Annotated in this window: 24 protein-coding genes; 10 read left to right on the top strand and 14 right to left on the bottom strand. The window is 65.5% G+C overall.

What is annotated here, in order from left to right; translation table 11 throughout:
- Positions 1 to 232: 232 nt before the first annotated feature.
- From lexA to HAP47_RS21670, 3 genes are all read right to left on the bottom strand, one after another.
- Entirely contained in the window at positions 233 to 937 is a 705-nt protein-coding gene (gene lexA, locus HAP47_RS21680; protein ID WP_076857656.1) for a transcriptional repressor LexA, read from the bottom strand.
- 231 nt (positions 938 to 1,168) lie between these two features.
- A complete protein-coding gene (locus tag HAP47_RS21675) occupies positions 1,169 to 2,380 on the bottom strand; it encodes a molybdopterin molybdotransferase MoeA (protein ID WP_173642845.1) in 1,212 nt (403 codons plus the stop codon).
- A gap of 13 nt (positions 2,381 to 2,393) precedes the next feature.
- Entirely contained in the window at positions 2,394 to 3,032 is a 639-nt protein-coding gene (locus HAP47_RS21670; RefSeq protein ID WP_173642846.1) for an HAD family hydrolase, read from the bottom strand.
- 1,414 nt (positions 3,033 to 4,446) lie between these two features.
- On the opposite strand from HAP47_RS21670, the gene HAP47_RS21665 reads away from it, so the two are divergent.
- The 3 genes from HAP47_RS21665 to HAP47_RS21655 all read left to right on the top strand — a co-directional run bounded on the left by HAP47_RS21665 (position 4,447) and on the right by HAP47_RS21655 (position 7,458).
- Positions 4,447 to 4,596, top strand: coding sequence for a hypothetical protein (locus tag HAP47_RS21665; RefSeq protein WP_173642847.1), 150 nt, complete (start codon positions 4,447 to 4,449; stop codon positions 4,594 to 4,596).
- A gap of 135 nt (positions 4,597 to 4,731) precedes the next feature.
- Complete coding sequence (locus HAP47_RS21660) at positions 4,732 to 5,919, top strand: NADH:flavin oxidoreductase/NADH oxidase (RefSeq protein ID WP_173642848.1); 1,188 nt, start codon at positions 4,732 to 4,734, stop codon at positions 5,917 to 5,919.
- 186 nt (positions 5,920 to 6,105) lie between these two features.
- On the top strand, positions 6,106 to 7,458 hold the full coding sequence (locus HAP47_RS21655; protein ID WP_173642849.1) for a S41 family peptidase: 1,353 nt from the start codon (positions 6,106 to 6,108) through the stop codon (positions 7,456 to 7,458).
- A gap of 74 nt (positions 7,459 to 7,532) precedes the next feature.
- Here HAP47_RS21655 and HAP47_RS21650 read toward each other — a convergent pair whose 3' ends face one another.
- Positions 7,533 to 10,265 (bottom strand): bifunctional diguanylate cyclase/phosphodiesterase, encoded by a 2,733-nt coding sequence (locus tag HAP47_RS21650; RefSeq protein ID WP_173642850.1) that lies wholly within the window; start codon positions 10,263 to 10,265, stop codon positions 7,533 to 7,535.
- 435 nt (positions 10,266 to 10,700) lie between these two features.
- On the opposite strand from HAP47_RS21650, the gene HAP47_RS21645 reads away from it, so the two are divergent.
- Positions 10,701 to 10,865, top strand: a complete 165-nt coding sequence (locus HAP47_RS21645; protein WP_173642851.1) for a Flp family type IVb pilin — start codon at positions 10,701 to 10,703, stop codon at positions 10,863 to 10,865.
- Between the two features lie 16 nt (positions 10,866 to 10,881).
- Here the strand turns inward: HAP47_RS21645 and moaC are convergent, their stop codons facing one another.
- The 4 genes from moaC to HAP47_RS21625 form a co-directional block, all read right to left on the bottom strand.
- Positions 10,882 to 11,397 (bottom strand): cyclic pyranopterin monophosphate synthase MoaC, encoded by a 516-nt coding sequence (gene moaC / locus HAP47_RS21640; RefSeq protein ID WP_173642852.1) that lies wholly within the window; start codon positions 11,395 to 11,397, stop codon positions 10,882 to 10,884.
- 4 nt (positions 11,398 to 11,401) lie between these two features.
- A complete protein-coding gene (gene trpC, locus HAP47_RS21635) occupies positions 11,402 to 12,223 on the bottom strand; it encodes an indole-3-glycerol phosphate synthase TrpC (protein ID WP_173642853.1) in 822 nt (273 codons plus the stop codon).
- 11 nt (positions 12,224 to 12,234) lie between these two features.
- Positions 12,235 to 13,248: an anthranilate phosphoribosyltransferase gene (gene trpD / locus HAP47_RS21630; RefSeq protein WP_173642854.1), complete on the bottom strand. Its 1,014-nt coding sequence runs from the start codon at positions 13,246 to 13,248 to the stop codon at positions 12,235 to 12,237.
- Positions 13,249 to 13,318: 70 nt separating this feature from the next.
- Entirely contained in the window at positions 13,319 to 15,220 is a 1,902-nt protein-coding gene (locus HAP47_RS21625) for a peptidylprolyl isomerase (protein WP_173642855.1), read from the bottom strand.
- A gap of 240 nt (positions 15,221 to 15,460) precedes the next feature.
- On the opposite strand from HAP47_RS21625, the gene tpiA reads away from it, so the two are divergent.
- A complete protein-coding gene (tpiA, locus tag HAP47_RS21620) occupies positions 15,461 to 16,213 on the top strand; it encodes a triose-phosphate isomerase (RefSeq protein ID WP_173642856.1) in 753 nt (250 codons plus the stop codon).
- Positions 16,214 to 16,341: 128 nt separating this feature from the next.
- On the opposite strand, the gene HAP47_RS21615 is transcribed toward tpiA, so the two are convergent.
- Both HAP47_RS21615 and HAP47_RS21610 read right to left on the bottom strand, forming a co-directional pair.
- Entirely contained in the window at positions 16,342 to 16,881 is a 540-nt protein-coding gene (locus HAP47_RS21615) for a GNAT family N-acetyltransferase (RefSeq protein WP_173642857.1), read from the bottom strand.
- 4 nt (positions 16,882 to 16,885) lie between these two features.
- Positions 16,886 to 17,452: a helix-turn-helix domain-containing protein gene (locus tag HAP47_RS21610; RefSeq protein ID WP_173642858.1), complete on the bottom strand. Its 567-nt coding sequence runs from the start codon at positions 17,450 to 17,452 to the stop codon at positions 16,886 to 16,888.
- Positions 17,453 to 17,656: 204 nt separating this feature from the next.
- Here HAP47_RS21610 and secG point away from each other — a divergent pair, with 204 nt between their 5' ends.
- Together secG and HAP47_RS21600 are read left to right on the top strand one after the other, a co-directional pair.
- Complete coding sequence (secG, locus tag HAP47_RS21605; RefSeq protein WP_173642859.1) at positions 17,657 to 18,046, top strand: preprotein translocase subunit SecG; 390 nt, start codon at positions 17,657 to 17,659, stop codon at positions 18,044 to 18,046.
- A 168-nt stretch (positions 18,047 to 18,214) separates the two neighbouring features.
- Positions 18,215 to 19,846 carry a CTP synthase gene (locus HAP47_RS21600; RefSeq protein WP_173642860.1) on the top strand — a complete coding sequence of 544 codons (1,632 nt, stop codon included), beginning with the start codon at positions 18,215 to 18,217 and terminating at the stop codon, positions 19,844 to 19,846.
- Positions 19,847 to 19,865: 19 nt separating this feature from the next.
- Here the strand turns inward: HAP47_RS21600 and HAP47_RS21595 are convergent, their stop codons facing one another.
- The 3 genes from HAP47_RS21595 to HAP47_RS21585 form a co-directional block, all read right to left on the bottom strand.
- Entirely contained in the window at positions 19,866 to 20,531 is a 666-nt protein-coding gene (locus tag HAP47_RS21595) for a class I SAM-dependent methyltransferase (RefSeq protein WP_173642861.1), read from the bottom strand.
- A 221-nt stretch (positions 20,532 to 20,752) separates the two neighbouring features.
- Positions 20,753 to 22,132, bottom strand: coding sequence for a sensor histidine kinase (locus tag HAP47_RS21590; RefSeq protein ID WP_173642862.1), 1,380 nt, complete (start codon positions 22,130 to 22,132; stop codon positions 20,753 to 20,755).
- Positions 22,129 to 22,803, bottom strand: coding sequence for a response regulator transcription factor (locus HAP47_RS21585; RefSeq protein ID WP_173642863.1), 675 nt, complete (start codon positions 22,801 to 22,803; stop codon positions 22,129 to 22,131). The genes HAP47_RS21590 and HAP47_RS21585 overlap by 4 nt, the downstream gene beginning before the upstream one ends.
- 171 nt (positions 22,804 to 22,974) lie before the next feature.
- On the opposite strand from HAP47_RS21585, the gene HAP47_RS21580 reads away from it, so the two are divergent.
- Positions 22,975 to 23,301 carry an NIPSNAP family protein gene (locus HAP47_RS21580; RefSeq protein WP_173642864.1) on the top strand — a complete coding sequence of 109 codons (327 nt, stop codon included), beginning with the start codon at positions 22,975 to 22,977 and terminating at the stop codon, positions 23,299 to 23,301.
- Between the two features lie 321 nt (positions 23,302 to 23,622).
- Here the strand turns inward: HAP47_RS21580 and HAP47_RS21575 are convergent, their stop codons facing one another.
- Positions 23,623 to 23,958, bottom strand: a complete 336-nt coding sequence (locus HAP47_RS21575) for a PAAR domain-containing protein (RefSeq protein ID WP_173642865.1) — start codon at positions 23,956 to 23,958, stop codon at positions 23,623 to 23,625.
- Between the two features lie 270 nt (positions 23,959 to 24,228).
- Here HAP47_RS21575 and kdsA point away from each other — a divergent pair, with 270 nt between their 5' ends.
- A complete protein-coding gene (gene kdsA / locus HAP47_RS21570; protein ID WP_173642866.1) occupies positions 24,229 to 25,086 on the top strand; it encodes a 3-deoxy-8-phosphooctulonate synthase in 858 nt (285 codons plus the stop codon).
- Between the two features lie 15 nt (positions 25,087 to 25,101).
- Positions 25,102 to 26,310 carry an MFS transporter gene (locus tag HAP47_RS21565; protein WP_173642867.1) on the top strand — a complete coding sequence of 403 codons (1,209 nt, stop codon included), beginning with the start codon at positions 25,102 to 25,104 and terminating at the stop codon, positions 26,308 to 26,310.
- The last annotated feature ends 23 nt before the right edge of the window (positions 26,311 to 26,333 follow it).

Genomic DNA, 26,333 nt, shown 5'->3' with positions numbered 1-26,333 from the left:
CCTCTAATCGAGGTAGCGACCAGTGCCTCTCCTTGAGGCATAGGGCCTCTACCAGAGTGGACGATAGCGAACGAGTGTCTCCTCGTTTCTGGGCGATTGTACGACTGGTCGCCCAACGCCCCAATCACAAACACGCGACGCCGCGTGAGAGGTGTCGGAGCGCATCGGGCAAACAGCACGTTACGCTATCATTCAAGGAACGATCCGATGTGTTGCTCGTTCCCCGCCGCCATCAGTATTTGCGATAGAGGCCGATCAGCTTGCCCTGGATGCGGACCCGGTTCGGCGGCAGGATGCGTACTTCATAGGCGGTATTGGCCGGCTCCAGCGCGATCGACGCGCCGCGGCGGCGGAAGCGCTTCAGGGTGGCTTCCTCCTCGTCGATCAGCGCCACCACGATGTCGCCGGTGTTGGCGACGTCGTTGCGCTGGATCAGCGCCATGTCGCCGTCGAGGATGCCGGCGTCGACCATCGAGTCGCCGCGCACTTCCAGCGCATAGTGCTCGCCGGAGCCGAGCATGTCGGGCGGCACGCTGATGGTGTGGCTGCGGGTCTGCAGCGCCTCGATCGGCGTGCCGGCGGCGATCCGGCCCATTACGGGGACCGCGACCGGACGGTTGCCGTCGTCCTCGGCGATCGGCGGCGTGCTGGTGCGCTTGCCGAGGGTGCCTTCGATGACGCTCGGGGTGAAGCCGCGGCGGCCGTTGCCGCCGCCGGCCGAGAGCTCAGGCAGCTTGATGACTTCGATGGCGCGGGCGCGGTTGGGCAGGCGGCGGATGAAGCCGCGCTCCTCCAGTGCAGTGATCAGGCGGTGGATTCCGGACTTCGAGCGCAGGTCGAGCGCATCCTTCATCTCGTCGAAGGAGGGCGGTACGCCGGCCTCTTTCAGACGTTCATTGATGAAACGCAGAAGTTCGTACTGTTTGCGCGTGAGCATCTCGAGTATTCCCCCGGTTGGTAGCGTCGTTCGATTCCGAGACTTTTCAGGCGGGGCCTGACCTCAGGAGCACGGTGCTCATCACAAGCGCTCCCTCGCGGCCTCCCATTTGTACACACCAGTACTCGAAACAAATCATGAACGGACACTATATGTTCGATATGTGTTCCGCAACCACTTAATTTCCGGTGAACGCATCCGGCAGCGCACAATCGGCGGGCCGTGCGAGCCTCACTCAGGCAGCATCAGAATCTCGCATTCGCTGCCTTTGCCGGCGGCAGGCGCAAACGGCGGACGCACGAGAAGTGCCCGTGCCGCAGCGAGATTCCCGAGCAGCGACGAGTCCTGCTGCGTGACAGGCGTTGCGATCAGCGTGCCGTCTTCGCGCTCCTCGAGGCGCGCGCGCAGATAGTCCTCGCGCTGGTCGTTGGCGGCGAGATCGCGGCCGAGCAGGGCGCTGGCGCGGACATGATGGACAGTCTTTCGGCCGCTTAGCGCCCGAATCAACGGCACCAGAAACAGGAAGGCGCAGACATAGGAGGACACCGGATTGCCGGGCAGGCCGATCACCCGCATCGCGCCGAGCCGGCCATGCATCATCGGCTTGCCGGGGCGCATCGCGATCCGCCAGAACGCCATCTGAACGCCCTCGGCTTCCAGCGACTGCTTGACCAGGTCGTGGTCGCCGACCGAGGCGCCGCCGGTCGTGATCAGGATGTCGGCACCGGTCTCGCGGGCCCGGCGGATGCCGGCGGTGGTCGCTTCTACCGTGTCGGCGGCAACCCCGAGGTCGACGGTCTCGGCGCCTTCGGCGCGCGCCAGCGCCCGCAGCGCATAGCCGTTGGAATAGACGATCTGGCCGGGGCCGGGCGTCGAGCCCGGCATCACCAACTCGTCTCCGGTCGCCAGCACCGCGACCTTCGGACGGCGGTGCACCGCGAGCTCCGGATAGTTCATGGCGGCGGCCAGCGACAGCGCGCGATCGGAGAGGCGGCTGCCGGCATTGAGCAGCACGTCGCCCGCACGGAAGTCGACGCCGGCCGGGCGGATGTGCCGTCCGGCGGTTGCGGCCTCCGTGATCGTGATGTGGTCGCCGTCGACGGCGGTGTCTTCCTGGATGATGACGGCGTCGGCGCCATCGGGGATCACACCGCCGGTGAAGATCCGCACCGCTTCGCCGGCGCCGACCATCCGCTCGAACGGCCGGCCGGCGGCGACTTCCCCGATCACCTTGAGCCGGGCCGTCAGATCACCAGCGTCGGCCGCCCGCACGGCATAGCCGTCCATCGCCGACATCGGCTGCGGCGGCTGGGTGCGCCGCGCGGCGAGGTCGCGCGCCAGGGTGCGGTGGTAGGCGGCATCGAGCGCGACCATCTCCTCCGGCAGCGGTTCGGCGCCGGCGAGGACGGCGGACAGGGCATCGGCAACCGGCATCAGGGCCACGCTCGGAGCTCCATCAATCCAAATGTTCAATACCAAGTGCAGTCAGAGCCCTCGCCACGTCATCCGTCGATGTCACGTGGATGGCATGAAGGCCGCGCGCCCGCGCGCCCTCGATGTTGGCGGCCAGGTCGTCGAAGAACAGGATCCGCGACGCCGGCACACCGATGGCTTTTACCACATGATCGTAGGCCTCGGCGTCGGGTTTCCGAAAGCCGATCATCGAGGACAGGAAGACGGTGCGGAAATGGCTGAGCAGCTCGGCATGGATGACCGAGAAATGCGCGACATGGGCCGGATTGGTGTTGGAGAAGGCGTAGAGCGGCATCCGCACGGCGGCGCTCGCGAGCAGGGGGGCAATTCCCGGCATCTCCCCGGTGAAGATCGCATTCCAGCCTTCGAGGAACTGCGCATCGGTGAGGTTGATGCCGAGCGTCCGGCGCAGGTTTGCGAAGAACGCCGCGTCGTCGATCCGGCCGATCTCGTGATGCCTGAAGCTGTCGTCGACGACAAATCGCGTAGCGAGGTCGGCCGGCGCGCAGCCGGCATGCCGCGCCCAGTGCGCCATCACCTTCTCGAAGTCGATGTCGAGCACGACGCGGCCGATATCGAACAGCAGCACGTCGACGGAATCGGGAGAGAGTTGCGAGGTCATTGCGTGAAACCGTGTACGAGAATTGCGGGCGGCCGGCAATGTCTCCGATTTGTGCGGCAGGCATGCGACCAGGGTGCTGACGTTGGCCGGCTCGGTCCATTCTCACGCGGTGTCATCACCCGCGCGCATGCGGGTGATCCAGTATTCCAGAGGCGCTGGTGCTCGAGCCGAGAGGCCGCGGCGTAAAGGCAGAGAGCTCGGGGTATGACCACAGGTGCAACCGGAGCCGCTTCATGGGCACTCGTCAGTTGCACACTGCGCGTCCACCGCATCTCGACCCACGTTCGTGACGATCGCGAAGCGCCCCTCGATCGGGTGAGACGGGCGGCATAAACTGGGTTCTGTTTCGGATAAGGCGAAATATTTTTAACGCGGGGGCTTGCGCCGTCGGGCAAATCAGTGATTGGGCATTTGGGGCGTCAAGCGACTTGCTGCTTGCCGGGCAGACCTCTCACATCCTGGTAAGCGCCAGGCCGAGGTAGGCGATGAGCGCGCCGGTGCTGAGAATGACGACGACGAGCGCCTGCTCTGAACGTGCCTGCAGGGTTTTTCGGCTCACGGCGATGACGCTCCGTCTTTCAAGATCGTGCTGTCCAACTCACGTCGGTTGGCATCCGTTCCGGCTCCTGCCCGGGAACTTTCATCAATGTCAGCGGCGCGGGCGCGCTAGCTCGCTTCGCGTTCCAGGCCAGAAACGCGCAACGCCGCCCGCATTGAAATACGACGGGCGGCGTTGGTTCTAGCCCCAGGAGGAATGGCAAAATCCTGACGTTATGGATACGCGCGAGCGAGCAATAAGGTTCAGTCTTCGACCCGTATGAATCCGGTAACTCCGAAGGAGCAAAAGAAAGTGCTGGGGCGAGGTCTAGGATAGTGTGACAAGTTGCTCTGGCCTCAGCGTGTACCCCCTCGCTGGGGCCTTTCTTTGCGCCGCGGATCCCGCGGCGCCGGGGCTGCGCGCGGCGAGTTTTCAGTCAGCGACCTGACCCGGACACCCACCAGAAGGTTGCCGACACCTTCCTCAAGCTCGGCGTGCTCGACGCGCGCGCCGAGGTTGGACAATTCTGGGATACGAGCTTCAATGACGCAATCGCCGCGGGCGCAGCGAGGCTTGCGCGGAGTTGACGGCTGTCGTTACGATGTAGCCCATATGGACTAGGTGATGTCCGGGCAGGTTCCCGGAGATCGCGGCATTCCGGACGAGAAAGTTCCAGCATGGCCGCGCGCGGCTGTGCCCGTGTTGCCATGCGGACCGGAGAGCTTGCAGGCCGCGCCAGGTCCGTACGATGATGATCTCGACCACGTTGAATTGAACGCGGGGCGGCCCCGGCAGCGGCCTTCAAGGGGCTCCCGGGGCCAGTTTTGTTCGCAGCTGATGACTGTCGCTCATGCGGATTGTTGCTCGGAGCTGAAATTGAATCACGACACGTTGGCCAAGCTCACCGTCACCATCATCGTCCTGGTCGCGCTGCTGGTCTGGCGTGTTGCCGACCAGAAGAACGTGATCGCATGCGGGCTCAACTGCCCGACGGACCTGTCGGCGAACCGCAAGCCCGCTCAATAGGAAGAGCTCGTTGGTCGATGTCGCCACGGTGTTGCGCGCCGCGCGCCCTATCGGCCATCGCGCGGTGCGTATATCGTTGGCGCCAAATACAAGATCGATCCCGCATGCCGGGTAACGACGTGAAGTGAGGAAGCGATGTCCGACATGCTGCTGTTTTCGCCGATGACCATCCGCGGCGTCACGCTGAAGAACCGCATCGTGGTGCCGCCGATGCATCAGTATTCGGCCGAGAAGGGCTTTCCGACCGACTGGCATCTGATGAACGCCGGCAAGTTCGCCGCCGGCGGCGCCGGCCTGGTGATCGTCGAATCGACCAAGGTCGAGCGGCGCGGTTGCGGGACGATCGGCGATCTCGGCATTTGGGACGACAAGTTCATCGCGCCGCTCAGCCGGCTCGTCGGCTTCATCAAGCAGCAGAATGCAGTGGCCGGCATCCAGCTCGGCCATTCCGGCCGCAAGGCGCGCGCAAGCCGCCCCTGGGAGGGCGACCGACCGCTCGAACGCAGCGTCGCAATCGAGGATTGGGACGCCTGGACGCCGGTGGCCCCGAGCGCGATCGCCCATAGTCAGCGCTGGCCGGTGCCGCGGGCGCTGGCAACGCAGGAAGTGAAGGACCTCGTCGCGGCCTGGGGGCAGGCCGCCCGCCGCGCGCACGAGGCCGGGTTCGAGGTGCTCGAGCTGCACGGGGCCCATGGCTATCTCGTGCACGAATTCCTCTCGGAGCGTTCGAACCAGCGCAGCGACGAATATGGCGGCTCGGAAGCCAACCGGATGCGCTTCGTGATCGAGGTGACGGAGGCCGTGCGCGTGCACTGGCCGGATCACAAGCCGCTGTTCGTGCGGCTGTCGGTCGAGGACAATGCCGGCTGGGGTCCGGAACAGAGCGCGCGGCTGGCGGCGATCCTGAAGCCGAAGGGCGTCGACGTGATCGACTGCTCGTCGGGGGGAATCAGCGAGATGGCGCCGATTCTGGGCAAGGAGATCAAATACAACTATCAGGTGCCGCTGGCGGAATATGTCCGCCGGCGTGCCGATATCATGACCATGGCGGTCGGCCTGATCATCCATGGTGACCAGGCCGAGCAAATCCTGCGCGACAAACAAGCAGATTTGATCGCGGTCGGCCGGGAAATCCTCAATAACCCCAACTGGCCGATGGATGCCGCGCTGAAACTCGGGGTTGAAGGGCCATTTCGCCATGTTCCTCCGCAGTTTGGCTATTGGCTGGGCACCCGGGCCAAGCGCGGATTCGGGACCCGGCCGTCGACCTGGCAGAGCGGGTTGCGGGAGGCTGGGCCAGAGGCCGACCGGGAGCCGACTTGAGGCTGACGTGGTGCTGATTAAATGCTGATTTTGGGGCTGACCAGGGCATCGTGACAGGACCGTAATGGTCCAGTGACCAAGCGGCCTTGATCCGACCAAAAAGCCGTTGTGTGGTGCCCCCGTCGGGGTGGGGCAGGCGAACGTTGCGGAACGTTGCCGGCCGATAGCGAAAAAGGATCGCGGATAATGCGCAAACATGTTGGCTTCTTCCTCGGGACGGTTGCGGGAGCGTGTCTCACCCTGCTCGTGGCCTCGCCGCAGGGGACGCATTTGTTCGCCGTCGCCAATGCCGCCGCGCATGCCGACAACACCTATTCGCAGCTCAACCTGTTCGGCGAGGTGTTCGAGAAGATCAAGACCGACTACGTCGAGAAGCCCGAGGACTCCAAGCTCGTCGAAGGGGCGATCAACGGCATGATCTCCTCGCTCGATCCGCACTCCCGCTACATGAACGAGAAGGGTTGGGCGGAGATGCAGGAGACCACGCATGGCGAGTTCGGCGGGCTCGGCATCGAGGTCACGATGGAGGACGGCTTCGTCAAGGTGGTGGCGCCGATCGACGACACCCCGGCCTCGCGCGCCGGCATCATGTCGGGCGACGTGATCACCTCGATCGACGATGACCAGATCCAGGGCCTGACGCTCGATCAGGCGGTCAACAAGATGAAGGGCGCGCCCAACAGCTCGATCCGGCTGAAGATCGTCCGCAAGGACGCCGACAAGCCGATCGAGGTCTCGATCACCCGCGAGATCATCCGCGTCCGCCCGGTGAAGTATCATGTCGAGGGCGGCGATATCGGTTATATCAGGATCACCTCGTTCAACGAGCAGACCACCGAGGGCCTGCGCAAGGCGATCGGCGAGATCCAGAAGGAAGTCCCGCAGGACAAGCTCGCCGGCTACGTCGTCGACCTCCGCAACAATCCGGGCGGCCTGCTCGACCAGGCGGTCTCGGTGACCTCGACGCTGATGCAGCGCGGCGAGGTGGTCTCGACCCGCGGCCGCAATCCGGAAGAAACCCAGCGTTTCACCGCCCATGGCGGCGACATGACCAAGGGCAAGCCGCTGGTGGTGCTGATCAATGGCGGCTCGGCTTCGGCCTCCGAGATCGTCGCCGGCGCGCTGCATGACCACAAGCGCGCGACCCTGATCGGCACCCGCTCGTTCGGCAAGGGCTCGGTGCAGACCATCATTCCGCTCGGCGCCGGCAATGGCGCGCTGGCGCTGACCACCGCGCGTTATTTCACCCCGTCGGGTCATTCGATCCAGGCGCTTGGCATCAAGCCCGACATCGAGGTGCTGCAGGACGTGCCGGATGAGTTCAAGACCCGCTCCGAGATCAAGGGCGAGGCCTCGATGCGCGGCCACCTCTCGGCCGAGGGCGCCGAGCAGACCGGCTCGCAATCCTACGTGCCGCCGGACGAGAAGAACGACAAGGCGCTGGCCGCGGCGTTCAACCAGCTGCGCGGCGTCACCGTGAATGCCGACGCCAAGAACGCCGACACCAAGACCGCGCAGAAGCGGCCGGTGCCGAACTAGGCCCATCTCTGCTTCGTCATGCCCGGGTCACGCTCGGGCATGACGCGTTATCGGTCGTCCACTCCTTCCGAAGTTTACGCAGCGCCGGCAACAGGTTTGCGCCGGCGCGTGGCGGTTGGACCCGCAACAGGGCCACGGCGATGTGCGGCCAGGAGCTCACGGATCTGAGCGGCCGGCTTCGGCGGGCTGAACAGATAGCCCTGCATCTCCGAACACCCGAGCTCGCGCAGCAATTGCTGCTGCTGGGCGGTCTCGACGCCTTCCGCCGTCGTGGTCATGCTGCGCTCGGCGGCGATGTTGACGACGGCCTCGACGATGCCGGCCGAACCTTGCGGATCGGCGATGTCGGTGACGAAGCAGCGGTCGATCTTGATCTTGTCGAACGGGAAGCGCTTCAAATAGCTCAGCGACGAATAGCCGGTGCCGAAATCGTCAAGCGCGATCCTGATTCCGATGGCGCGGAGCTGGTGCAGCGCGGCCAGCGCCGTCTCGTCGTCGCGGATCAGCACGGCCTCGGTGATCTCGAGCTCCAGCCGGCCCGCCGACAGGCCCGATGCCGCCAGCGCGGCGATCACCTTGAGCGCCAGCGTGCCGGTCCGGAACTGCACCGGCGAAACGTTGACCGCGAGCTTGACGTGATCGGGCCAGTTCACGGCTTCCTTGCAGGCCGTCATCAGCACCCATTCGCCGAGCTGGTTGATCAGGCCGGTCTCCTCGGCGATCGGAACGAAGTCGGCCGGCGAGATCATGCCGCGCACCGGATGGCGCCAGCGCACCAGCGCCTCGCAGCCGGTGATCTCGTTGCTGCGCAGGTCGACGCAGGGCTGGTAATACACTTCGAGCCCGCTGCCCGCGGCAATGGTCTGCCGCAGCTCCATCTCGAGCTCGCGGCGGGCGCGGGCGTCGGCGTCCATCGCCGGTTCGAAGAAGCGCGAGACGCGCCGGCCGGCCGACTTCGCCGCATACATCGCAAGGTCGGCGTTCTTCATGATCTGGTCGAGATCGGTGCCGTCCCTCGGCGCCAGTGCAATGCCGATGCTGGCGTCGGTCGTGACCTGGTGGCCGAGGCATTGATAGGGCGAGCGGATGACCTCGTAGATGCGCGCGACGAGGTCGGTGACCTCGACCTCGTTCTTCACGCCGGTCTGCACGATCGCGAATTCGTCGCCGCCGAGCCGGGCGACGAAATCGCCGTCGCCGATCACGCCGCTCAGCGTCCGCGCAACGGACTTGAGCAACTCATCGCCGACCATGTGGCCTAGCGAGTCGTTGACGCCCTTGAATTCGTCGATGTCGATATAGAGCACCGCGAGCTGGCTGTCGGGGGCGACATGCGGCAGCTCACGCTTGATCTCCTCGTGGAACAGCGCGCGGTTCGGCAGGTCGGTGAGAGCATCGTAGTGGGCAAGATGCGTGATGCGCTCCTCGGCGCGGCGGCGCTCGGTGACGTCCTCGTGGGTCGCAAGCCAGCCGCCATCGGCCAGCGGCTCGTTGACGACCTGGATCGAGCGCCCGTCGGGCGTCGCGATCACCATGGTGTTGCGGATGCCGACGTCGCGCAGCACGAGGTTGACGTAGCGCTCGACATCGCCCTGGAACGAGCCGGTCAGGTGGCGATGCACGATGACGTCGCGGAAGCTGCAGCCCGGCCGGATGACGTCGGCCGACAATCCGTACATCTCGATATAGCGCTTGTTGCAGATCACCAGCCGCTGCGCGGCATCGAACAGCAACAGCCCCTGCGTCATGTTGTTGACGGCGGTATCGAGCCGGAGCTTCTCCAGCGTCAGGCGCTGCTGCTGGGTGCGGTGCTGCTGCAACAGCTTGCGCACCACGAGCGTCAGCAGGATCGCGATCGCCAGCACCGATGCTGCGGTCACCGCGATCAGCATGCCGATCTGCTCGCGCCAGTTGGCGAGTGCCGCTTCCGTGGTGGTCGTGGCGACGACGACGATCGGGAATTTGGTGAGCGCCCGCGACGACACCAGGCGGTCCTTGCCGTCGACCGGGCTGGTCAATCGCGAGGTGCTCTCGGGCTGCTCGAACACCTGCTGCTGACTGGCCGGGCCGGTGCGGAAGTTCTTCCCGATCATCTCCTCGACATGGGGATAGCGCGCCAGCAGCGTGCCGTCGCGATGGTGCATTGAGATCGCGGCGCCTTCGCCGAGCGCAACCGTCGAGAAGAATTTCTCGAAGGTCGCCGGCTCGATGCCGCGCCCGACCACGCCGAGGAACTCGCCATGCGGGCCCGTGACCTTGCGCACGATCGCGGTGGTCCAGTTTCCGCTGACGCGGCTGACCACCGGCGCGACCAGCATGTCGGGCGAGTAGGGGCTCGACTTGAATATCTGGAAGTAGGCGCGATCGGCGATCGAGGCCCACGGCAGCGGCCATGCGCCCGAGCTGTTGATCAGCACGCCGTCGGCGTCGAACACGTTGAGGCTGCCGACATTGGACAGCGCGTCCATCTTGGACTTGAGCATCGCATGGATGTCGGCGGCGGACATCCGGCGCTTGTAATTCTCCGGTGTCGCGATCCCGTTGTCGCGCATGAACGTGATCAGGTCGCGCTGGACCACCTCAAGGTCGTCGAGCTGCTGGTCGAAATGCCGTGCCAGCAGCAGCACGGTGTTCTCGAGTTCGCGCTCGCTGTTGTGCAGGGCGCGCTCGCGGAAATTCTCGGCCATCAGGGTGGCGCCGATTGCGATCGCTGCCATCAGCACGGCGCCGCCAAGGATCAGCCAGCGGATCGGACCACTGCCGATCACCGAGGTGACGTTGAACGAGGCGCTGCCGGTTTGCTTCATCTGACGCTATCGCTTCCAGGCGTTTCACCCGGAAGTAGGTTTCGTGCACCTCCGGCCCGCGAAAGTCGTATCCAAACGAAATGGAGCGCGGGTTAGCGAGATTGGTTAACGAATGGTTGCGAATGTGCGGGAATCACCGCGGCTCTTCACGTTGATGCCGCAAACTTCCTGCGGCCGGCCGAAATGAGGCAATTGCCGCTGATGAAGCTCGAGACCCGCCAAGTCGCTTCGGGTCGATCGATTTCAGGACAACAGGTTCCTGAAGTGAGAACAGCAGATTCTGCCGGTCGAAACGCGCGACGCGGAATCCCTTGCCGGGCGCAGGGCCGATGCAATCATCTGTTTACGATCTAAGTCGATGAGGCTGCTCGATATTGGGATCGGCACGTTGTTTGCGTGTGTTTGCGCGAAATTCCAGGGCGTGAGGGTGTCATCATGAAGCGGCTTGTGCAGAGTTTTTGTGCCGACGAGACCGGAGCTACCGCGATCGAATACGGATTGATCGCAACCGGCATCGCCATCGCGATCATTGCAGCGGTGAAAGGCGTCGGCACCAAGCTCTCGGGCACCTTCAGTTCGATCAGCGGCTCACTGAAGTGATCGGACGCATGCGCGGTCAATCGCCCGCGCGATAGTGCCCGGACTTGCCGCCGATCTTCTCGACGAGGTGAATGCCTTCGATCCGGATGCCACGGTCGACCGCCTTGACCATGTCGTAGATGGTCAGGCAGGCGACCGAAACCGCGGTCAGCGCCTCCATCTCGACGCCGGTCGGTCCCGTCACCTTGACGCTGGCGCGGAGGATGCAGCCGGGCAGCTTGCGGTCGGTGGCGATGTCGATCGTGACCTTGGTCAGCACCAGCGGATGGCAGAGCGGGATTAATTCCGAGGTCCGCTTCGCCGCCATGATGCCTGATATCCGCGCGGTCGCCAGCACGTCGCCTTTCTTGGCCTGTCCGGACTCGATCAGCGCGAGCGTTGCCTTGCTCATCAGGACGCGGCCTTCGGCGATCGCGGTCCGTTCGGTCGCCGGCTTGGCTGAGACGTCGACCATGCGCGCCTCGCCCTTGGCGTCGATATGGGTGAGGGCGGCGACGGGTCCCTTCGATCCGGCTTTGGTCTTGCGCGCCATTGGATCAGCGCGTGCCGGTGGCGCGCGGTGCCGTCTGCCGCGTCAGCAAGGCGCGGGTGGCCGCGGTGACGTCCTGCTGGCGCATCAGACTCTCGCCGACCAGGAAGGTCGACATTCCGACGCGCTCGAGGCGGGCGAGATCCTCAGGCGTGAAGATGCCGCTCTCGCCGACCATCAGGCGGTCGCCGGGGATCAGCGGCGCCAGCGCCTCGCTGGTTGCGAGCGTCGTCTCGAAGGTCCGCAGATTGCGGTTGTTGACGCCGATCATCGGCGAGCGAAGTTTCAGGGCACGGTCGAGCTCGGCGCGATCGTGGATCTCGATCAGCACGTCCATGCCATAGCCGAGCGCGGCGTCCTCGATCTCGCTCGCCGCCGTGTCGTCGAGCGCGGCCATGATGATCAGGATGCAGTCGGCGCCATGGGCACGCGCCTCCGCCACCTGATAGGTGTCGAACATGAAGTCCTTGCGCAGCACCGGGAGATTGGTCGCCGCGCGGGCCGCGACCATGAAATCGAGATGGCCCTGGAACGAGGGCGCATCCGTCAGTACCGACAGGCACGCCGCGCCCCCGGCTTCATAGGCTTTCGCGAGCACCGGCGGATCGAAGTCGGCCCGGATCAGCCCCTTCGAGGGCGAGGCCTTCTTCACCTCCGCGATCAGCGCGTAGTCGCCGCGTGCGTGCTTGTCCTTGAGGGCGCGGACGAAGCCGCTTGGAGCTGAGGCCGCTTTCGCCTGCGCCTCGATCTCGGCGAGCGGACGCGCGCGCTTCGCGGCGGCGATCTCCTCGCGCTTGTAAGCCTCGATCTTGGTCAGGATGTCGGACATGTCTCGCGCTCTCAGCCGTTGGAAACCGCGACCAGATGCTTCAGCCGCGCCGCGGCCGCGCCGCTGTCGAGCGACTGGGCGCCGATCGCCACGCCTTCCTTCAAATCCCTGGCACGGCCGGCCACGATCAGCGCGGCGGCCGCGTTGAGCAAAGCGACGTCGCGATAGGCGCTCGGCTTGCCCTGGAGCACGCTCGACAGCGCGATCGCATTGGCGTCGGCATCACCGCCCTTCAGCGCCTCGCCGCCGACCCGGCCGAGGCCCGCATCTTCCGGCGTCACCTCTGATGTCCTGATCTCGCCGTTCTCGAGCGTTGCAACGAAAGTCGGACCGGTGAGGGTGATCTCGTCGAGGCCATCGGAGCCGTGCACCACCCAGACCTTGTCGGAGCCGAGGTTCTTCAACACCTGCGCCAGCGGCTGCACCCATTGCCGCGAGAACACGCCGACCATCTGCCGCTTGACGCCGGCCGGGTTCGACAGCGGCCCGAGCAGGTTGAAGATGGTGCGGGTGGCGAGCTCGACCCGGGTCGGGCCGACGTTCTTCATGGCCGGATGATGCGAAGGCGCGAACATGAAGCCGATGCCGGCTTCCTTGATGCAGCGCCCGACTTGCTCCGGCGTCAGGTCGAGTTTGACACCGAGCGAGGCAAGTACGTCGGCGGCGCCCGAGCGCGACGACAGTGCGCGGTTGCCGTGCTTGGCAACGGGCACGCCGGCGCCGGCCACGATGAAGGCCGCGCAGGTCGAGACGTTGACCGAGCCCGAGCCGTCGCCGCCGGTGCCGACGATGTCGACGGCCTCCGCCGGTGCGGTGACCCGCAGCATCTTGCCGCGCATCGCGCTGACCGCGCCGGTGATCTCCTCGACGGTCTCGCCGCGCACCCGCAGCGCCATCAACAGCCCGCCCATCTGCGAGGGCGTGGCTTCGCCCGACATCATGCTGTCGAAGGCGGACGCCGCTTCTTCACGCGTCAGCGTGGCGCCGGTGGCGACTTTTCCGATGATCGATTTCAGGTCGTCCATTCGCTGGCTCAGGGTCTGTTGTTGGAGCTTGATCGCCGCGCAGCGCGTCGTCGCGCTGTCCCGATCATGCTCAATTATTTGCGCCTGTCACCTGTGCGAAGGCTGCCTGGTTGACGGTCACACCGATGTCGGTCTCGATCTTCGCGACATATTGCGCGACCTGCTCGTCGCTCAACGAGCGCCGCAGCGCCTCGGTGAGCTGCTTGACCTCGTTGGAGGCGAAGTCGACCGGAGGCACCGTCACATCGGTGACGCGGAACACCACCCACTGGCTGCCGCCGGCTGCGGAGGTCTGTCCGTCGCCGTCCTTGGCGGTGCGGAATGCGGCCGCGATCACGCCGGCGGGCACGTTGGGCAGCGTGGCCTCGCGGCGGAAGTTCGCAGCGGTCTCGACCTTGACGCCGGCCGCCGTGGCCTCGTCGGCGAGCTTGGCGCCGCTGTCGAGCTTCTGGACCATCTCTGTCGCCTTGGCGCGCAGCTTGGCGGAGATCTGGTCCTCGCGCCACTTGGCCTCGACCTGGTCGCGGACCTCGTCGAGGGTGCGCTCGCGCGACGGCGTGATGCCGAGCACGTCGTACCAGACATAGCCGTTGTTGAACTGGATCGGGTCGTTGTCGACGCCGACGTCGCTGTTGAAGGCCTGCGACACCACGTCGAGGCCGTGCGGGATGTTTGACGCGACCTGGCCGTTCGGCAGACGTCCCGAGCGATCGATCGCGTCGATGGTGACGGCGGTCAATTTCAGCTTCTGCGCCGCGTCGATGACGCTGGAGCCGCCGCCGCGCTCGTCTTCCATCTTGTCGCGGAGCTCTGCGACCTTGGCGCGGGCGCGCTCGGTCGCGATCTCGTTCTTCACCTGCTGCGCAAGGCTCTCATAGGTCGGGGTCACGCCGGGCTCGATCTTGCCGACCTTGACCAGCGCCACGCCGAAGCGGCCCTGGACCGGCTGGCTGACTTCACCCGCGGGCAGGGAGAAGGCGGCGTCGCCGACGGCCGGATCGAGGATCGCCGACTTCGTGACCAGGCCGAGATTGACGTCGGCGGGATTGAGCTTGCGCTCCTTGGCGATGTCGTCGAACGAGGTGCCCGAGGTGATGCGGGCGCGGGCGGCCTGCGCCTCACCGGCGTCCGGAAACACGATCTGCGAGACCTCGCGCTTCTCCGGCGTGCTGAGCCGGTCCTTGCGCTCCTCGAAGATCTTCTTGGCCTCCTCGTCGGACACGGTTTCCCACTTGCCGATTTCTTCCGGCGTGATCGCGACGAAGGCGATCTTGCGGTACTCGGGCGCGCGGAACTGGACCTTGTGGTCCTCGAAATAGGCGGCGAGCGCCTCGGGCGAGGGCGGATCGATGGTACCGGCCTGCGCGGCGCCGAGCGTGACGTAGTCGATCGAGCGCTGCTCGTTCTGGAAGCGGGTCAGCGCCTCGACCATCGATTTGGTCGGCTCGATCCCGGACGAGATGGTGCCGGCGATCTGCCGCCGCAGGCCGACGCGGCGCTGCTCGGCGATGTAGCGGCCCTCGGTGTAGCCGAAGTTGCGGATCACGGACTGGAAGCGCTGCGGATCGAACTGGCCGTTGAGGCCCTTGAAGTTCGGATCGTTGTAGATCGTGCGCAGCACCTCGGCATCGGACTGGTTGAGGCCCATGCGGCGCGCTTCCTCGTCCAGCGCGGCCTCTGCGAGCGTCTGCTGCAGCACCTGGCGGTCAATCCCGAAGGCGCGCGCCTGGTCGGGGGTCAGCGGACGGCCGAACTGGCGGCCAAGCTGCTGCAGCCGGTCGGTATAGATCTGGCGGAACTGCTCGGCCGAAATCTCGGTCCCGCCCACCTTGGCGAAGGTCGACTGGCCAAACCCCTTGAAGATGTCGGCAATGCCCCAAATTCCGAAACTGACGATCAAAACGCCCATCACCACGGCCATAATCGTCTTGCCGAGCCAGTTTGATGAGGCTTTCCGCATTCCTCGAAGCATGGGTCCAACTTGTTTTACAGGAGGGGAACCGGGTCGTACCCAAGTGGGACTAAAAGTCGGGACTTTTGGTCCAGCAGCAGGGCGTCACCGAATTGAAAACGCTTATAAAGTGGCTCGTGCCCCCCCGCAACCTCGGGCGCGCGGGCGGAAGCGTCGCACGGCAGGCGCGAAGCCGCGCTCTGGAAGTCGCCGCCCGGCTCTGATAGCGCAGGGGCACGCTTGAATGATGGGAAATCCGACATGACCGACGCCATCCGGCCGCTGATCGCCGGCAACTGGAAAATGAACGGCCTGAAATCCTCTTTTGTCGAGTTCGACGCGATGCTGGCCGGCGCCGGCGATGTCGCCGGGAAGGCCGATCTCCTGGTGTGTCCGCCGGCGACATTGGTCGGGGCCTTTGCCGACAAGGCGCGCGGCTCGAAGGTCGCCGTCGGCGCCCAGGATTGCCATCCGAAGGCTTCGGGAGCTCACACCGGCGACCTCTCGGCGGAAATGTTTGGGGATCTCGGCGCGGTCGCCATCATCGTCGGCCACTCCGAGCGGCGCGCCGACCATGGCGAGACCGACGCCTTGATTCGGCAGAAGGCGGAGGCCGTCTGGCGTGCCGGCCTGACCGCGATCGTCTGCATCGGCGAGACGCGCGAGCAGCGCGACGCCGGCAAGACACTCGATGTCTGCGGCACCCAGCTTGCGGGCTCGCTGCCCGACGGCTCGACTGGGGCCAATCTGGTGGTGGCCTATGAGCCGGTCTGGGCGATCGGCACCGGTCTCACCCCGACGGCGAAGGATGTCGAGGAAGTTCACAGGTTTATCCGAGGTCAGCTCACCGATCGCTTCAAGGGCGAGGGAAACCGGATCAGGATCCTCTATGGCGGCTCGGTGAAGCCGTCGAATGCCGCCGAGCTGATGGCCGTCGCCAATGTCAACGGCGCGCTGGTCGGCGGCGCCAGCCTGAAGGCATCGGACTTTTTGGCGATCGCCGCGGGGTGTTGAGCGGCGCTTCTCGCACCGTCATACTGAGGAGCCGCGTAGCGGCGTCTCGAAGGATCGACGGTCCGGCTGGTGGCCGTGCATCCTTCGAGGCTCGCCCAGCGGCGCAATTGCGCCGCAAGGCTCGCGCCTCAGGATGACGGGATGGCGGCCGCGCCGATCCGCTTCCAGTAGATCATCGTCCCGGTGAGGCCGCCATGCGGTTTCAGCGCGTAATCGGGGATGATGCCGCTGAGCTGAAAGCCCTGCTTCTCGTAAAGCGGCGCGGCGCCGTCGTCGACGGCGGTGTCGAGCACCAGCAGCGTGCGCCCGTGCGCGATCGCCAGCTGCTCGGCGGCGCGCAGCAATGCTGTCGCCACGCCGCGGTTGCGGTGGCTCACGTGCGTCATCATCTTGGCGATCTCGGCGCGATGCGGCTGGTTCGGCGGCAGCTTCAACAGCAGCGTTACGGTGCCGATCAGGCTGTCGCCGTCGAACGCGCCGAGCACTACTCGCTCGCCGCGCGCAGCGGCGCCAAGCGAGTCCTGCCAGAATGCCTTCGCGTCATTTAACGGCAGCGGATGCATGAAGCTCACCGAGCCGCCGCTCGCGACGGTCTCGACCAGCAGCGCGCCGAGCGCGTTGCGCAGGTCCGGCTCGTCCTCGAGCGGCTTGATGGCGAAGTGCGACATGCGCTCAGCTCCGGGCCAGGGCGACCACGTAGGTGCAGCCGGCGTTGGTTTCGTTGGCGAAGGTGGTCTCAGCGGGCGGCCCGAAGCCGAGGCAATCGCCGGTGCCGAGCACATGGCGCGCGCCGCCCTCGGTGATGACGAGGCTGCCGCTCAGCACCCAGACCAGTTGGCGGATATGGGCGTAGGACGAGGCGGGCAAGGTCACGGATTGCTTTGGCGGCATTTCAACCCGCACCAGCTCGACCGGATGATCGGGACGGCTGAACACCTGGCGGCGCAGATAGCCGGTGTCGGGATCGCGCCAGACCGGCTGGGTGTCGGCGCGCGACAGCCGTTCGCCCTGGCTCTCGGCGCGCAACATCAGCCCGGCCAGCGTGAGGTCGAAGGCCGAGGCGAGACGCACCAGCACGACCGCGGTCGGGCTGACTTCGGCGCGCTCGATCTTGCTGATTGTCGCCTTCGAGACGCCGGAGCGTTCGGCAAGCTCGGCCAGCGACCAGCCCCGGCCGTCGCGCTCGAGCCGGATCCGCTGTGCCAAGCGGTGGCTCACGTCGTCTATCAAAGTATCCATTTGTCTATTATAATGGAAATGGCCGGTTCCGATCAAGGCTCAGGCGAGCGCAACCGAGGCAGCTTGTGATGTCAGCCATTGCGACTATCTCGGGGGTGACAATGCCCGGTCCAATCGTGTAACAGGGCGCGACTTCACGAAAAACCGCAAAGCCGATAGCGCCGTTTGTCTGGCCGCTTGGCGGCTTGTGACGGAAGGCTTGCGATGCAGACTGTCGTTATCATTATCCATCTCATGATCGTCGCCGTCATGATCGGCGCTGTTCTGTTGCAGAAATCCGAAGGCGGCGGCCTTGGCATGGGCGGCGGCGCCGGCTTCATGTCGAGCCGCGGCACCGCGAATCTGTTGTCGCGGACCACCGCGATCCTCGCGGCGGGCTTCTTCCTGACCAGCCTGTTCCTGTCCTGGTATGCGGGCTACGACCGCAAGCCGAGCTCGATCATCGGCACCGGCGCACCGGCGCAGACCCAGCCGGCCAGCGGCGCGCCGATCACTCCACCGACCTCCGGCGGCATCCTCGATTCGCTTAAGAAGACCGACGAGCAGCAGGGGCAGCAGGCTCCGACCGGCCCGCAGGCACCACGGTCGCAATAAAGCAGGGGCGCCATGCAGGATGCGGCGCTGGCATCCTGCATCAGAAATCCCCATCAATGCTCTGAAATCGCTTCCAAATTTAATGTAACCCACAGCCCGGTGGAATGTTTGCCGGGAATAGCTGATTCGTTTTGCGAATCGCTGGAGTCGGCTTAAAGGTAAAGTCCCATGGCGCGGTACATATTCATCACCGGCGGCGTGGTCTCCTCGCTCGGAAAGGGTCTGGCATCGGCGGCGCTCGGCGCTCTGCTGCAGGCCCGAGGCTACAAAGTCCGCCTTCGCAAGCTCGATCCCTATCTCAACCTCGATCCCGGAACGATGTCGCCGTATCAGCACGGCGAAGTGTTCGTGACCGACGACGGCGCCGAGACCGATCTCGATCTCGGCCATTACGAGCGATTCACCGGTCGTCCGGCCACCAAGGCCGACAACATCACGACCGGGCGGATCTACCAGGACATCATCACCAAGGAGCGCCGCGGCGATTATCTCGGCGCCACCATCCAGGTGGTCCCGCACGTCACCAACGCGATCAAGGAATTCGTGCTGTCGGGCAACGACGACTACGATTTCGTGCTGGTCGAGATCGGCGGCACCGTCGGCGACATCGAGGGCCTGCCGTTCTTCGAGGCGATCCGCCAGCTCAAGAACGAGCTGCCGCGCGATCACGCCGTCTACATTCACCTGACGCTTTTGCCGTACATTCCAAGTGCCGGCGAACTCAAGACAAAACCAACGCAGCACTCGGTCAAGGAGCTGCGCTCGATCGGCATCCAGCCGGACATCCTGCTGTGCCGCACCGACCGTGAAATCCCGAAGGAAGAGCGGCGCAAGCTCGGCCTGTTCTGTAACGTGCGCGAGAGCGCCGTGATCGAGGCGCGCGACGTCGACAACATCTACGCCGTGCCGGAGGCCTATCACGCCGCCGGTCTCGACGACGAGGTGCTGGCCGCGTTCGGCATCACGGCGAAGATTCCGCCGGCGCTGCAGAGCTGGAACGTCATCAACGAGCGCGTCCGCAATCCGGAAGGCGCGGTGACGATCGCGATCGTCGGCAAGTACACCGGCATGAAGGACGCCTACAAATCGCTGATCGAGGCGCTCTCGCATGGCGGCATCGCCAACAAGGTGAAGGTCAATCTCGACTGGATCGAGAGCGAGGTGTTCGAGAACGAGGACCCGGCGCCGTTCCTCGAGCACGTCAACGGCATCCTGGTGCCCGGCGGCTTCGGCCAGCGCGGCGCCGAGGGCAAGATCCGCGCGGCGCAGTTCGCGCGCGAGCGTGACGTGCCGTATTTCGGCATCTGCTTCGGCATGCAGATGGCCGTGATCGAGGCCGCGCGCAATCTGGTCGGCATCGAGGAGGCCAACTCGACCGAGTTCGGCCCGACCAGCGAGCCGCTGGTCGGCCTGATGACCGAATGGCTGCGCGGCAACGAGCTCGAGAAGCGCTCGCAGAGCGGCGACCTCGGCGGCACCATGCGGCTCGGCGCCTATCCCGCGGCGCTGAATCGCGGCAGCCGCGTCTCGCAGGTCTATGGCGGCGCGACCGAGATTTCCGAGCGGCACCGCCATCGCTACGAGGTCAACACCGCCTACAAGGACCGCCTCGAGCAGCACGGCCTGCGTTTCTCCGGCATGTCGCCCGATGGCGTGCTGCCGGAGATCGTCGAATACGAGGACCATCCCTGGTTCATCGGCGTCCAGTTCCACCCCGAGCTGAAGTCGCTGCCCTTTGAGCCGCACCCGCTGTTTGCGTCGTTCATCGAAGCGGCAGCGAAGCAGAGCCGGCTGATGTAAGCCGCCGTCAGCTGCGCCGTCACACGGCGGCGCAGTCCTTGCTGGCCCGGCGTTCCTTCTTGATCGGTGAGATGCCTGCATCGGCCGCAGGAGTGACGTCGCGCGTGATGAGCTTGTATTGCGGGCGTCGCGTCAGCCGGTAGACCGCCGCAGGCGGCACGTTGAGGATGGCGCGATCGACCAGCGTGGCGCGCAGACCAAGCCGGTCGAGGATCGGTCGCGGTACCGGGCAGCGCATGCCGTAGGTGAATTGATAGAACGCGCCATTGGGACGCATGTAGTTGAATGCGCCGCTGACGATCGAGATCACCTTGCGTGGCGACATGTTGAGCAGCGGCAGTCCGCTGACGACGGCGCCGACCGGCGCGCCCTCATACAGCCGTTCCGAGGCCAGCCGCGCGGCGTCCATCCACAGCACGCGCGCGCCGGGAAAGCGGAGCTGCAACAGCCGCATGAAATCCGAACCGTATTCGATCAGCGTGAGATCCTGCTGGCGCACGCCGCGCTTCAGCAGCTGATAGGTGAAGGCGCCCGTTCCAGGACCGAGCTCCAGCACCGGACCGGTCTTGGCGCTGATGTCGCGCGTGATCAGTTCGGCGAGCGCTGCGCCCGAGGGCGCGATGGCGCCGACGCGGCCGGGGGCTGCCATCCACGCCGTGAAGAAAGACAGGAGATCATGTGACATTGGGATTCCCAGCAAAGTGTCGCCGCGCCTCGACTCGATTGCGCGGCGCATTCTCTTCTTTGCGGGGCCTGCATTGCGACAACATTGCGCGATGTTGCTGAAGCCCGTTCGGATTGAATCGGAACGGGTTCCAGACTCTCGTCTGACGCGTTTCCTTCAAGCGAACCGGCGCCCATCCTGGATCAAGTCCGGGACAGGCTTCGCTCGAAAACGCGCTGGCATCACGATGCAAACGGTGCCGGCGGTAATGTGAGACGGAAGCTCGCGCCACCTTTCGGGCCATCGAGCACGGAGACGTGACCGCCGTGCAGTCTTGCGATCTCGCGCACCATGTTGAGCCCGAGGCCGGCGCCGCGATCGAGCGGCGCAAGCCGATAGAACGGATCGAAGATCCGGGTGCGCTCATCCTTCGGAATGCCGTTGCCTTCATCGGTGACGTCGATCGTCGCGGCGCTACCGACATGGATGGTGATGGTGCCGCGGCGGCCGCCATGCTGGATGGCGTTCTGCACGAGATTGGTCAGCGCACGCTCGAGCGCGGCGCGGTCGCCCAGCGCCTCGACCCGATCGGTTGCGGTATCGAGTGACAATTCGTAACCGGCCGCGATCGCGAGCGGCGCGAGGTCGGCGGTGACATTGCGCGCGATCGCGACGAGATCGACGCGGCCGAACGGATTGCGGCACTGGTCGAAACGCTGGATGTCGAGCAACTGCTCGGCGAGCGTCGCAAGCCGTGCCGCATCCTCGAGCAGGCGGGTTTTCTCTGGCCCTGACGGCAGCGACTCCAGCCGCGTGTTGAGGATCGCGATCGGCGTGCGCAATTCGTGCGCGGCATCCGCGACGAAGCGCTGATGACGCGAATAGCCGTCGTCGAGCCGCTTCAGCGCATCGTTGACGGCGCTCACCAGCGGCGCGACTTCAAGCGGCAAATGGTCGGCCGACAGCCGGCTGCCGCGCTGGCGGAAATCGATCCGGCGGGCTTCGTCGGCCGTGGAGTCGATGCCCGCAAACGCGCGCCGCACCACCATCGGCGTCGCGATGAATGTGGCGCACGCCATCAGCAAAAGGCCGGGCAGGGTAGTGCCCAGGCACGTCACCGCCATCACCAGCAGCGCCTTGGTCCCGGTCATCCGGCCTTGTGTCGCGGTAAGAATCTGGACGTTTCCGGCATCCGTGTTGACGCGCTTCAGCCGCGCCGCCGGCTTGCCCGGGCTGTCCTCCAGCATCTGGTAACCGAGCCGCGCTTGGCTGATATGATCGAGGGCATTGCCGATCCGCGCGAAATCGGGTGGCACCTCGCCTTCGGACAGCGTATGCCCCTCGCGGTCCCGCACGGCGAACCAGAGATCGGGAATCTCGGCGCGCAGCTTGTTGAGACCGTCGGTCGGACGCAGCACGAGTTCGCCCTGCGCGTTGCGCGCGACGGCCGATTGCACGACGTCGATGACGCGATCTTCATCCCGGTTGACCAGCAGGAAGCCCGAGGCCCACAGCGCGCCGAGCACCGTGAGCACGAGTCCCGTCAGCAAGACCGCCTGCAGCGCAACCAGGCGCCAGCTCAGTTGCGAGCGCAGGCAGTAGTGATCGGCGGGTTCGCTCATGATACCTGCTTCAGCAGGTAGCCCACGCCCCGGATGCTGTGGATTTCGACGCCGGCATCGGAGTCGGCGAGCTTGCGCCGCAGCCGCGAGACGTGAGCATCGAGCGCGTTCGACTGAATCTCGTCCTCGAAATTGTAGACGGCTTCCTCGAGCGTCGCGCGCAGCACGGTGCGGCCCATCCGGCGCAGCAGCGTCTCCAGCACCAGCAACTCGCGTCGCGGCAGCTCGAGCGGGCGGCCATTGACGCTGGCCTCGCGATGGCTGCAATCGAACGCCATCCGGCCGGCCTTGATGATCTCGAACTGCACGCCGGCGGGACGGCGCAGCACGGCGCGCAGCCGCGCCAACAGCTCCTCGACCGCGAACGGCTTGGCCAGATAATCGTCGGCGCCGCTATCGAGGCCGGTGATGCGGTCGGCGAGATCGCCGCGTGCCGTCAGCACGATGATCGGAACGCCGCCGGCCTTGGCGCGCAGCCTCGGGATCAGCGTCAGGCCGTCGCCGTCGGGAAGCTGGCGGTCGAGCAGGACGGCGCCGTGCACATCGGCGGAAATCGCTTCCTCGGCCTCGGCAAGGGTCGGCACGTGATCGACGACCATGTCGTAGCCCTTCAGCGCCTGTGACAGCGCCGCCGCCATTTCGGCCTCGTCTTCAACCAGCAGTATCCGCATGTGCTTTTGGGTCCAGTTCCCGTACGGCCGGTTGTAGGGCAAGTAACATTGCAACAACATTGCGGGAATGGCCGCCTGCCGCGAGCAGGGGTGCCATGTTGTCACCCCCTCAAGACAGTCCGGAACCCGCTGGCTATAACCGCCCGCGCAACAAATCTGGGAGGACCGCCAATGATCTACGAGACCCGCGTCTATCGCTGCCTGCCGGGCCGGCTGCCGGCGCTGCTGAAGCGCTTCGAGACCATCACGCTGAAGCTCTGGGACAAGCACGGTATCAGGCAGGCCGGCTTCTTCACGACGCTGGTCGGCGAATCCAACCAGGAACTGACCTATCTGCTGGCCTGGGAATCGCTCGCCGAGCGCGAGAAGAAGTGGACCGCGTTCGCGACCGATCCGGAATGGATCACCGCGCGAGCCAAGACCGAGGAAGACGGCCAGATCGTCCTCAATATCGTCAACCAGCTGTTGGTGCCGACCGCGTTCTCGGCGGTGAAGTGACGCAGGCTGCCGTCGTTGCGGGCGAAGCGAAGCAATCCATTGGCACCGCATATGCGAGCGATGGAGTGCTTCGTCGCTGTCGCTCCGCGCAACGACGGCAGGCGAGGGGGTGCTTGCATGATTTCGGAATATTGGAAATATATCCCTGATTTGCCCGACGGGTCAAGGTGCCTTGTCGAACGCCGGTAGCCGCCAGCTCCTTTGCATGGGGTTGTTTTTCGATATTTTGGCCGTGCGGACCTGCGTTGGCGAGTTTCTTGCCGGCGAGGCACAGTGCGCCATCTGCTGTAGCGGGTCCCGTCCGAAAATGCCGCGGCGAAACTATTGCGGGCAGCCCGACGTCTGATCGCCCTCGCGGACCATCGGCTTGCCGTTGATGAAGACGCCGTGGCTGCCTGAAGTGGTCTTGCCGCCGCAATGCATGCGATCGCCCATGACCACGGCCGGCTTGCCGTTGATCAGGACGTTGGGTACGCCCTCGACGAGTGGGCCGCCATTGCTGGTGGTGTCGCCGCTGCGCGCGGCTGGCTTGCCGTTGACGGTGACGCCTGCGGCGCCGCCGGTGACGACGCCGGGTTGGCTGCTAGTCTGGGCGTGCGCCAGGCCCGGCATCGCCGATAGGGCGGTCACAGCTCCGATCACAACCGAAATGCGCATTTCGTTCCTCATGGGAATCCGTTCCGCGACAGTCTAGAGCCTTTTCCGTTCCGATTGAATCGGAACGGGGCTCTAGATTTGTTGTTTTGACGCGTTTTCTTCACGCGAACCGGTACCCACTTCGCTCGAAAACGCTCTAGAAGGAGCGGTTGGGGCAGGATTGTGATAGCAGGGCGCACCCACGGCGTCAGCGCAACCCCCTCATCGTGCGGGATGGCTTGATCCCTCCGGCGCGGGATTGCATGGTCGCCGGCAAAAGGATGCAGCATTTTGACAAATCAGGTTTCCGCGCCAGCCGCCGCGCCGATCGTTGCCGTCGGATCGGCCAAATTCGGCAATGCGTTGCCAATCTCGATCATAGCCGGTCCCTGCCAGCTCGAGAGCCGCGCGCATGCACTTGAAGTGGCGTCCGCACTGAAGGAGATCGCCTCCAGGCTCAAGATCGGTCTGGTGTACAAGACCTCGTTCGACAAGGCGAACCGCACCAGTGCGTCGGCCGCGCGCGGCATCGGGCTGAAGCAGGCGCTGCCGATTTTCGCCGAGATACGTTCTTCGCTCGGGCTGCCCGTGCTGACCGACGTGCATGAGCCCGACCAGTGCGCCGAGGCGGCGCAGGCGGTCGATGTGCTGCAGATCCCGGCCTTCCTGTGCCGGCAGACCGATCTCTTGCTGGCTGCGGCCGCGACAGGGAAGGTCGTCAACGTGAAGAAGGGCCAGTTCCTCGCGCCATGGGACATGGCGAATGTGGTCAGCAAGATCACCGGCGCCGGCAATCCCAATGTGCTGGTCACCGAGCGCGGCGCGTCGTTCGGCTACAATACGCTGGTCTCCGACATGCGCGCGTTGCCGATCCTTTCGCGCACCACCGGCGCGCCTGTGATCTTCGACGCCACCCATTCGGTGCAGCAGCCGGGCGGCAAGGGCACGTCCTCGGGCGGCGAACGCGAATTCGTACCGGTGCTGGCGCGCGCCGCGGTCGCGGTCGGCGTTGCCGGGGTGTTCATCGAGACCCATCCCGATCCGGATCACGCGCCGTCCGACGGCCCCAACATGGTGCCGCTCCGCGACTTCGAATCCCTCGTCAAGCGGCTGATGCAGTTCGACGCGCTCGCCAAGACGGCAACCTGACCGGCGGACGACGACATGACCGCAACGAGCGGCATGCCGCCGGCCCTCAACGTCATCACGCTGGCGACCTTCGCGGCGAGCCTGTCGGTGCGCGCACTCGATCCGGTGCTGCCGCATGTCGCGGAGGATTTCGGCGTCAGCATTGCGACCGCGGCGAGCTTCGCCGCGGTGTTCGCCTTCACCTTTGCCGCGGTCCAGCCGGCGATCGGCGCCGCCGCCGATTTGTTCGGCAAGGCGCGGCTGATGACGATCTGCCTCGTCCTGCTCGGCGTCGCCAACATCCTTGGCGCACTCTCGACCTCGTTTCCGATGCTGTTCGTGACCCGCATCCTCGCCGGCATCGGTTCGGGCGGCGTGTTTCCGGTGGCGCTGTCGCTGACCAGCGATCTCGTCGGTCCCGACAAGCGGCAGCTTGCGATCGGGCGAACGCTCGCGGGCTCGATGACCGGCAACTTGCTCGGCGCCACGGCCTCCGGTCTGATCGGCGATTTCCTCGGGTGGCGCGGCGTGCTCGCCGTGCTCGGCGGCCTCGTGATCATCGTTGCGCTCGCGGTTGCGGCCGGCTTTCGCGGCGCTGCGCTGAACCGTCCGCCGCGCACCAGCCTGAAGGCGCTTCGCCACGGCTATCGCACCATCTTCACCAATCCGAACGCGCGGATCTGCTATTCGGCGGTCTTCATCGAAGGCTGCTGCGTGCTTGGGCTGTTTCCCTTCATCGCCTCGTTCCTGTTCGAACTCGGCGAGACCTCGCTCTCGATCGCCGGCATCGTGATCGCGGGCTTTGCGATCGGCGGATTGCTCTACACGCTGACGGTGGCGCGCCTGCTGCCGTTGATCGGCGTGAGGGGCATGATGGTCGTCGGCGCAACGCTGGTCGGCATCCAGCTGGTCGGCGTCGCGTTCGGGCCGCACTGGAAGCTGCAGATGGCGGGCCTCCTGGTAATGGGCCTCGGCTTCTACATGATCCATGGCTGCCTGCAGGTGTTCGCCAGCGAGCTGTCGGTCGAGGCACGCGCCACCGCGCTGTCGCTACACTCGTTCTTCTTTTTCATGGGGCAGACCGTCGGCCCGATCGCCTATGGCTTCGGCCTGCAACATGCCGGAAAGACCGCGACGCTCGTTTCCGCCGCCGCCGTGATGGTCGTGCTCGGCTTCATCTGCGCGAGGTTCCTGAAGCAGCGGCGTCCGGCCGATGCCGACCTGCGCCCGGACGTCGAGCCCTAGCGATCCCTCAAGTCATGTCCACG

Origin of the sequence: Bradyrhizobium sp. 41S5 (assembly GCF_011516665.3) — a bacterium.
Taxonomy (GTDB): domain Bacteria; phylum Pseudomonadota; class Alphaproteobacteria; order Rhizobiales; family Xanthobacteraceae; genus Bradyrhizobium; species Bradyrhizobium quebecense.
Note: the sequence above shows the minus strand (reverse complement) of the source record. Positions and strands in the feature narration are given on the sequence as shown.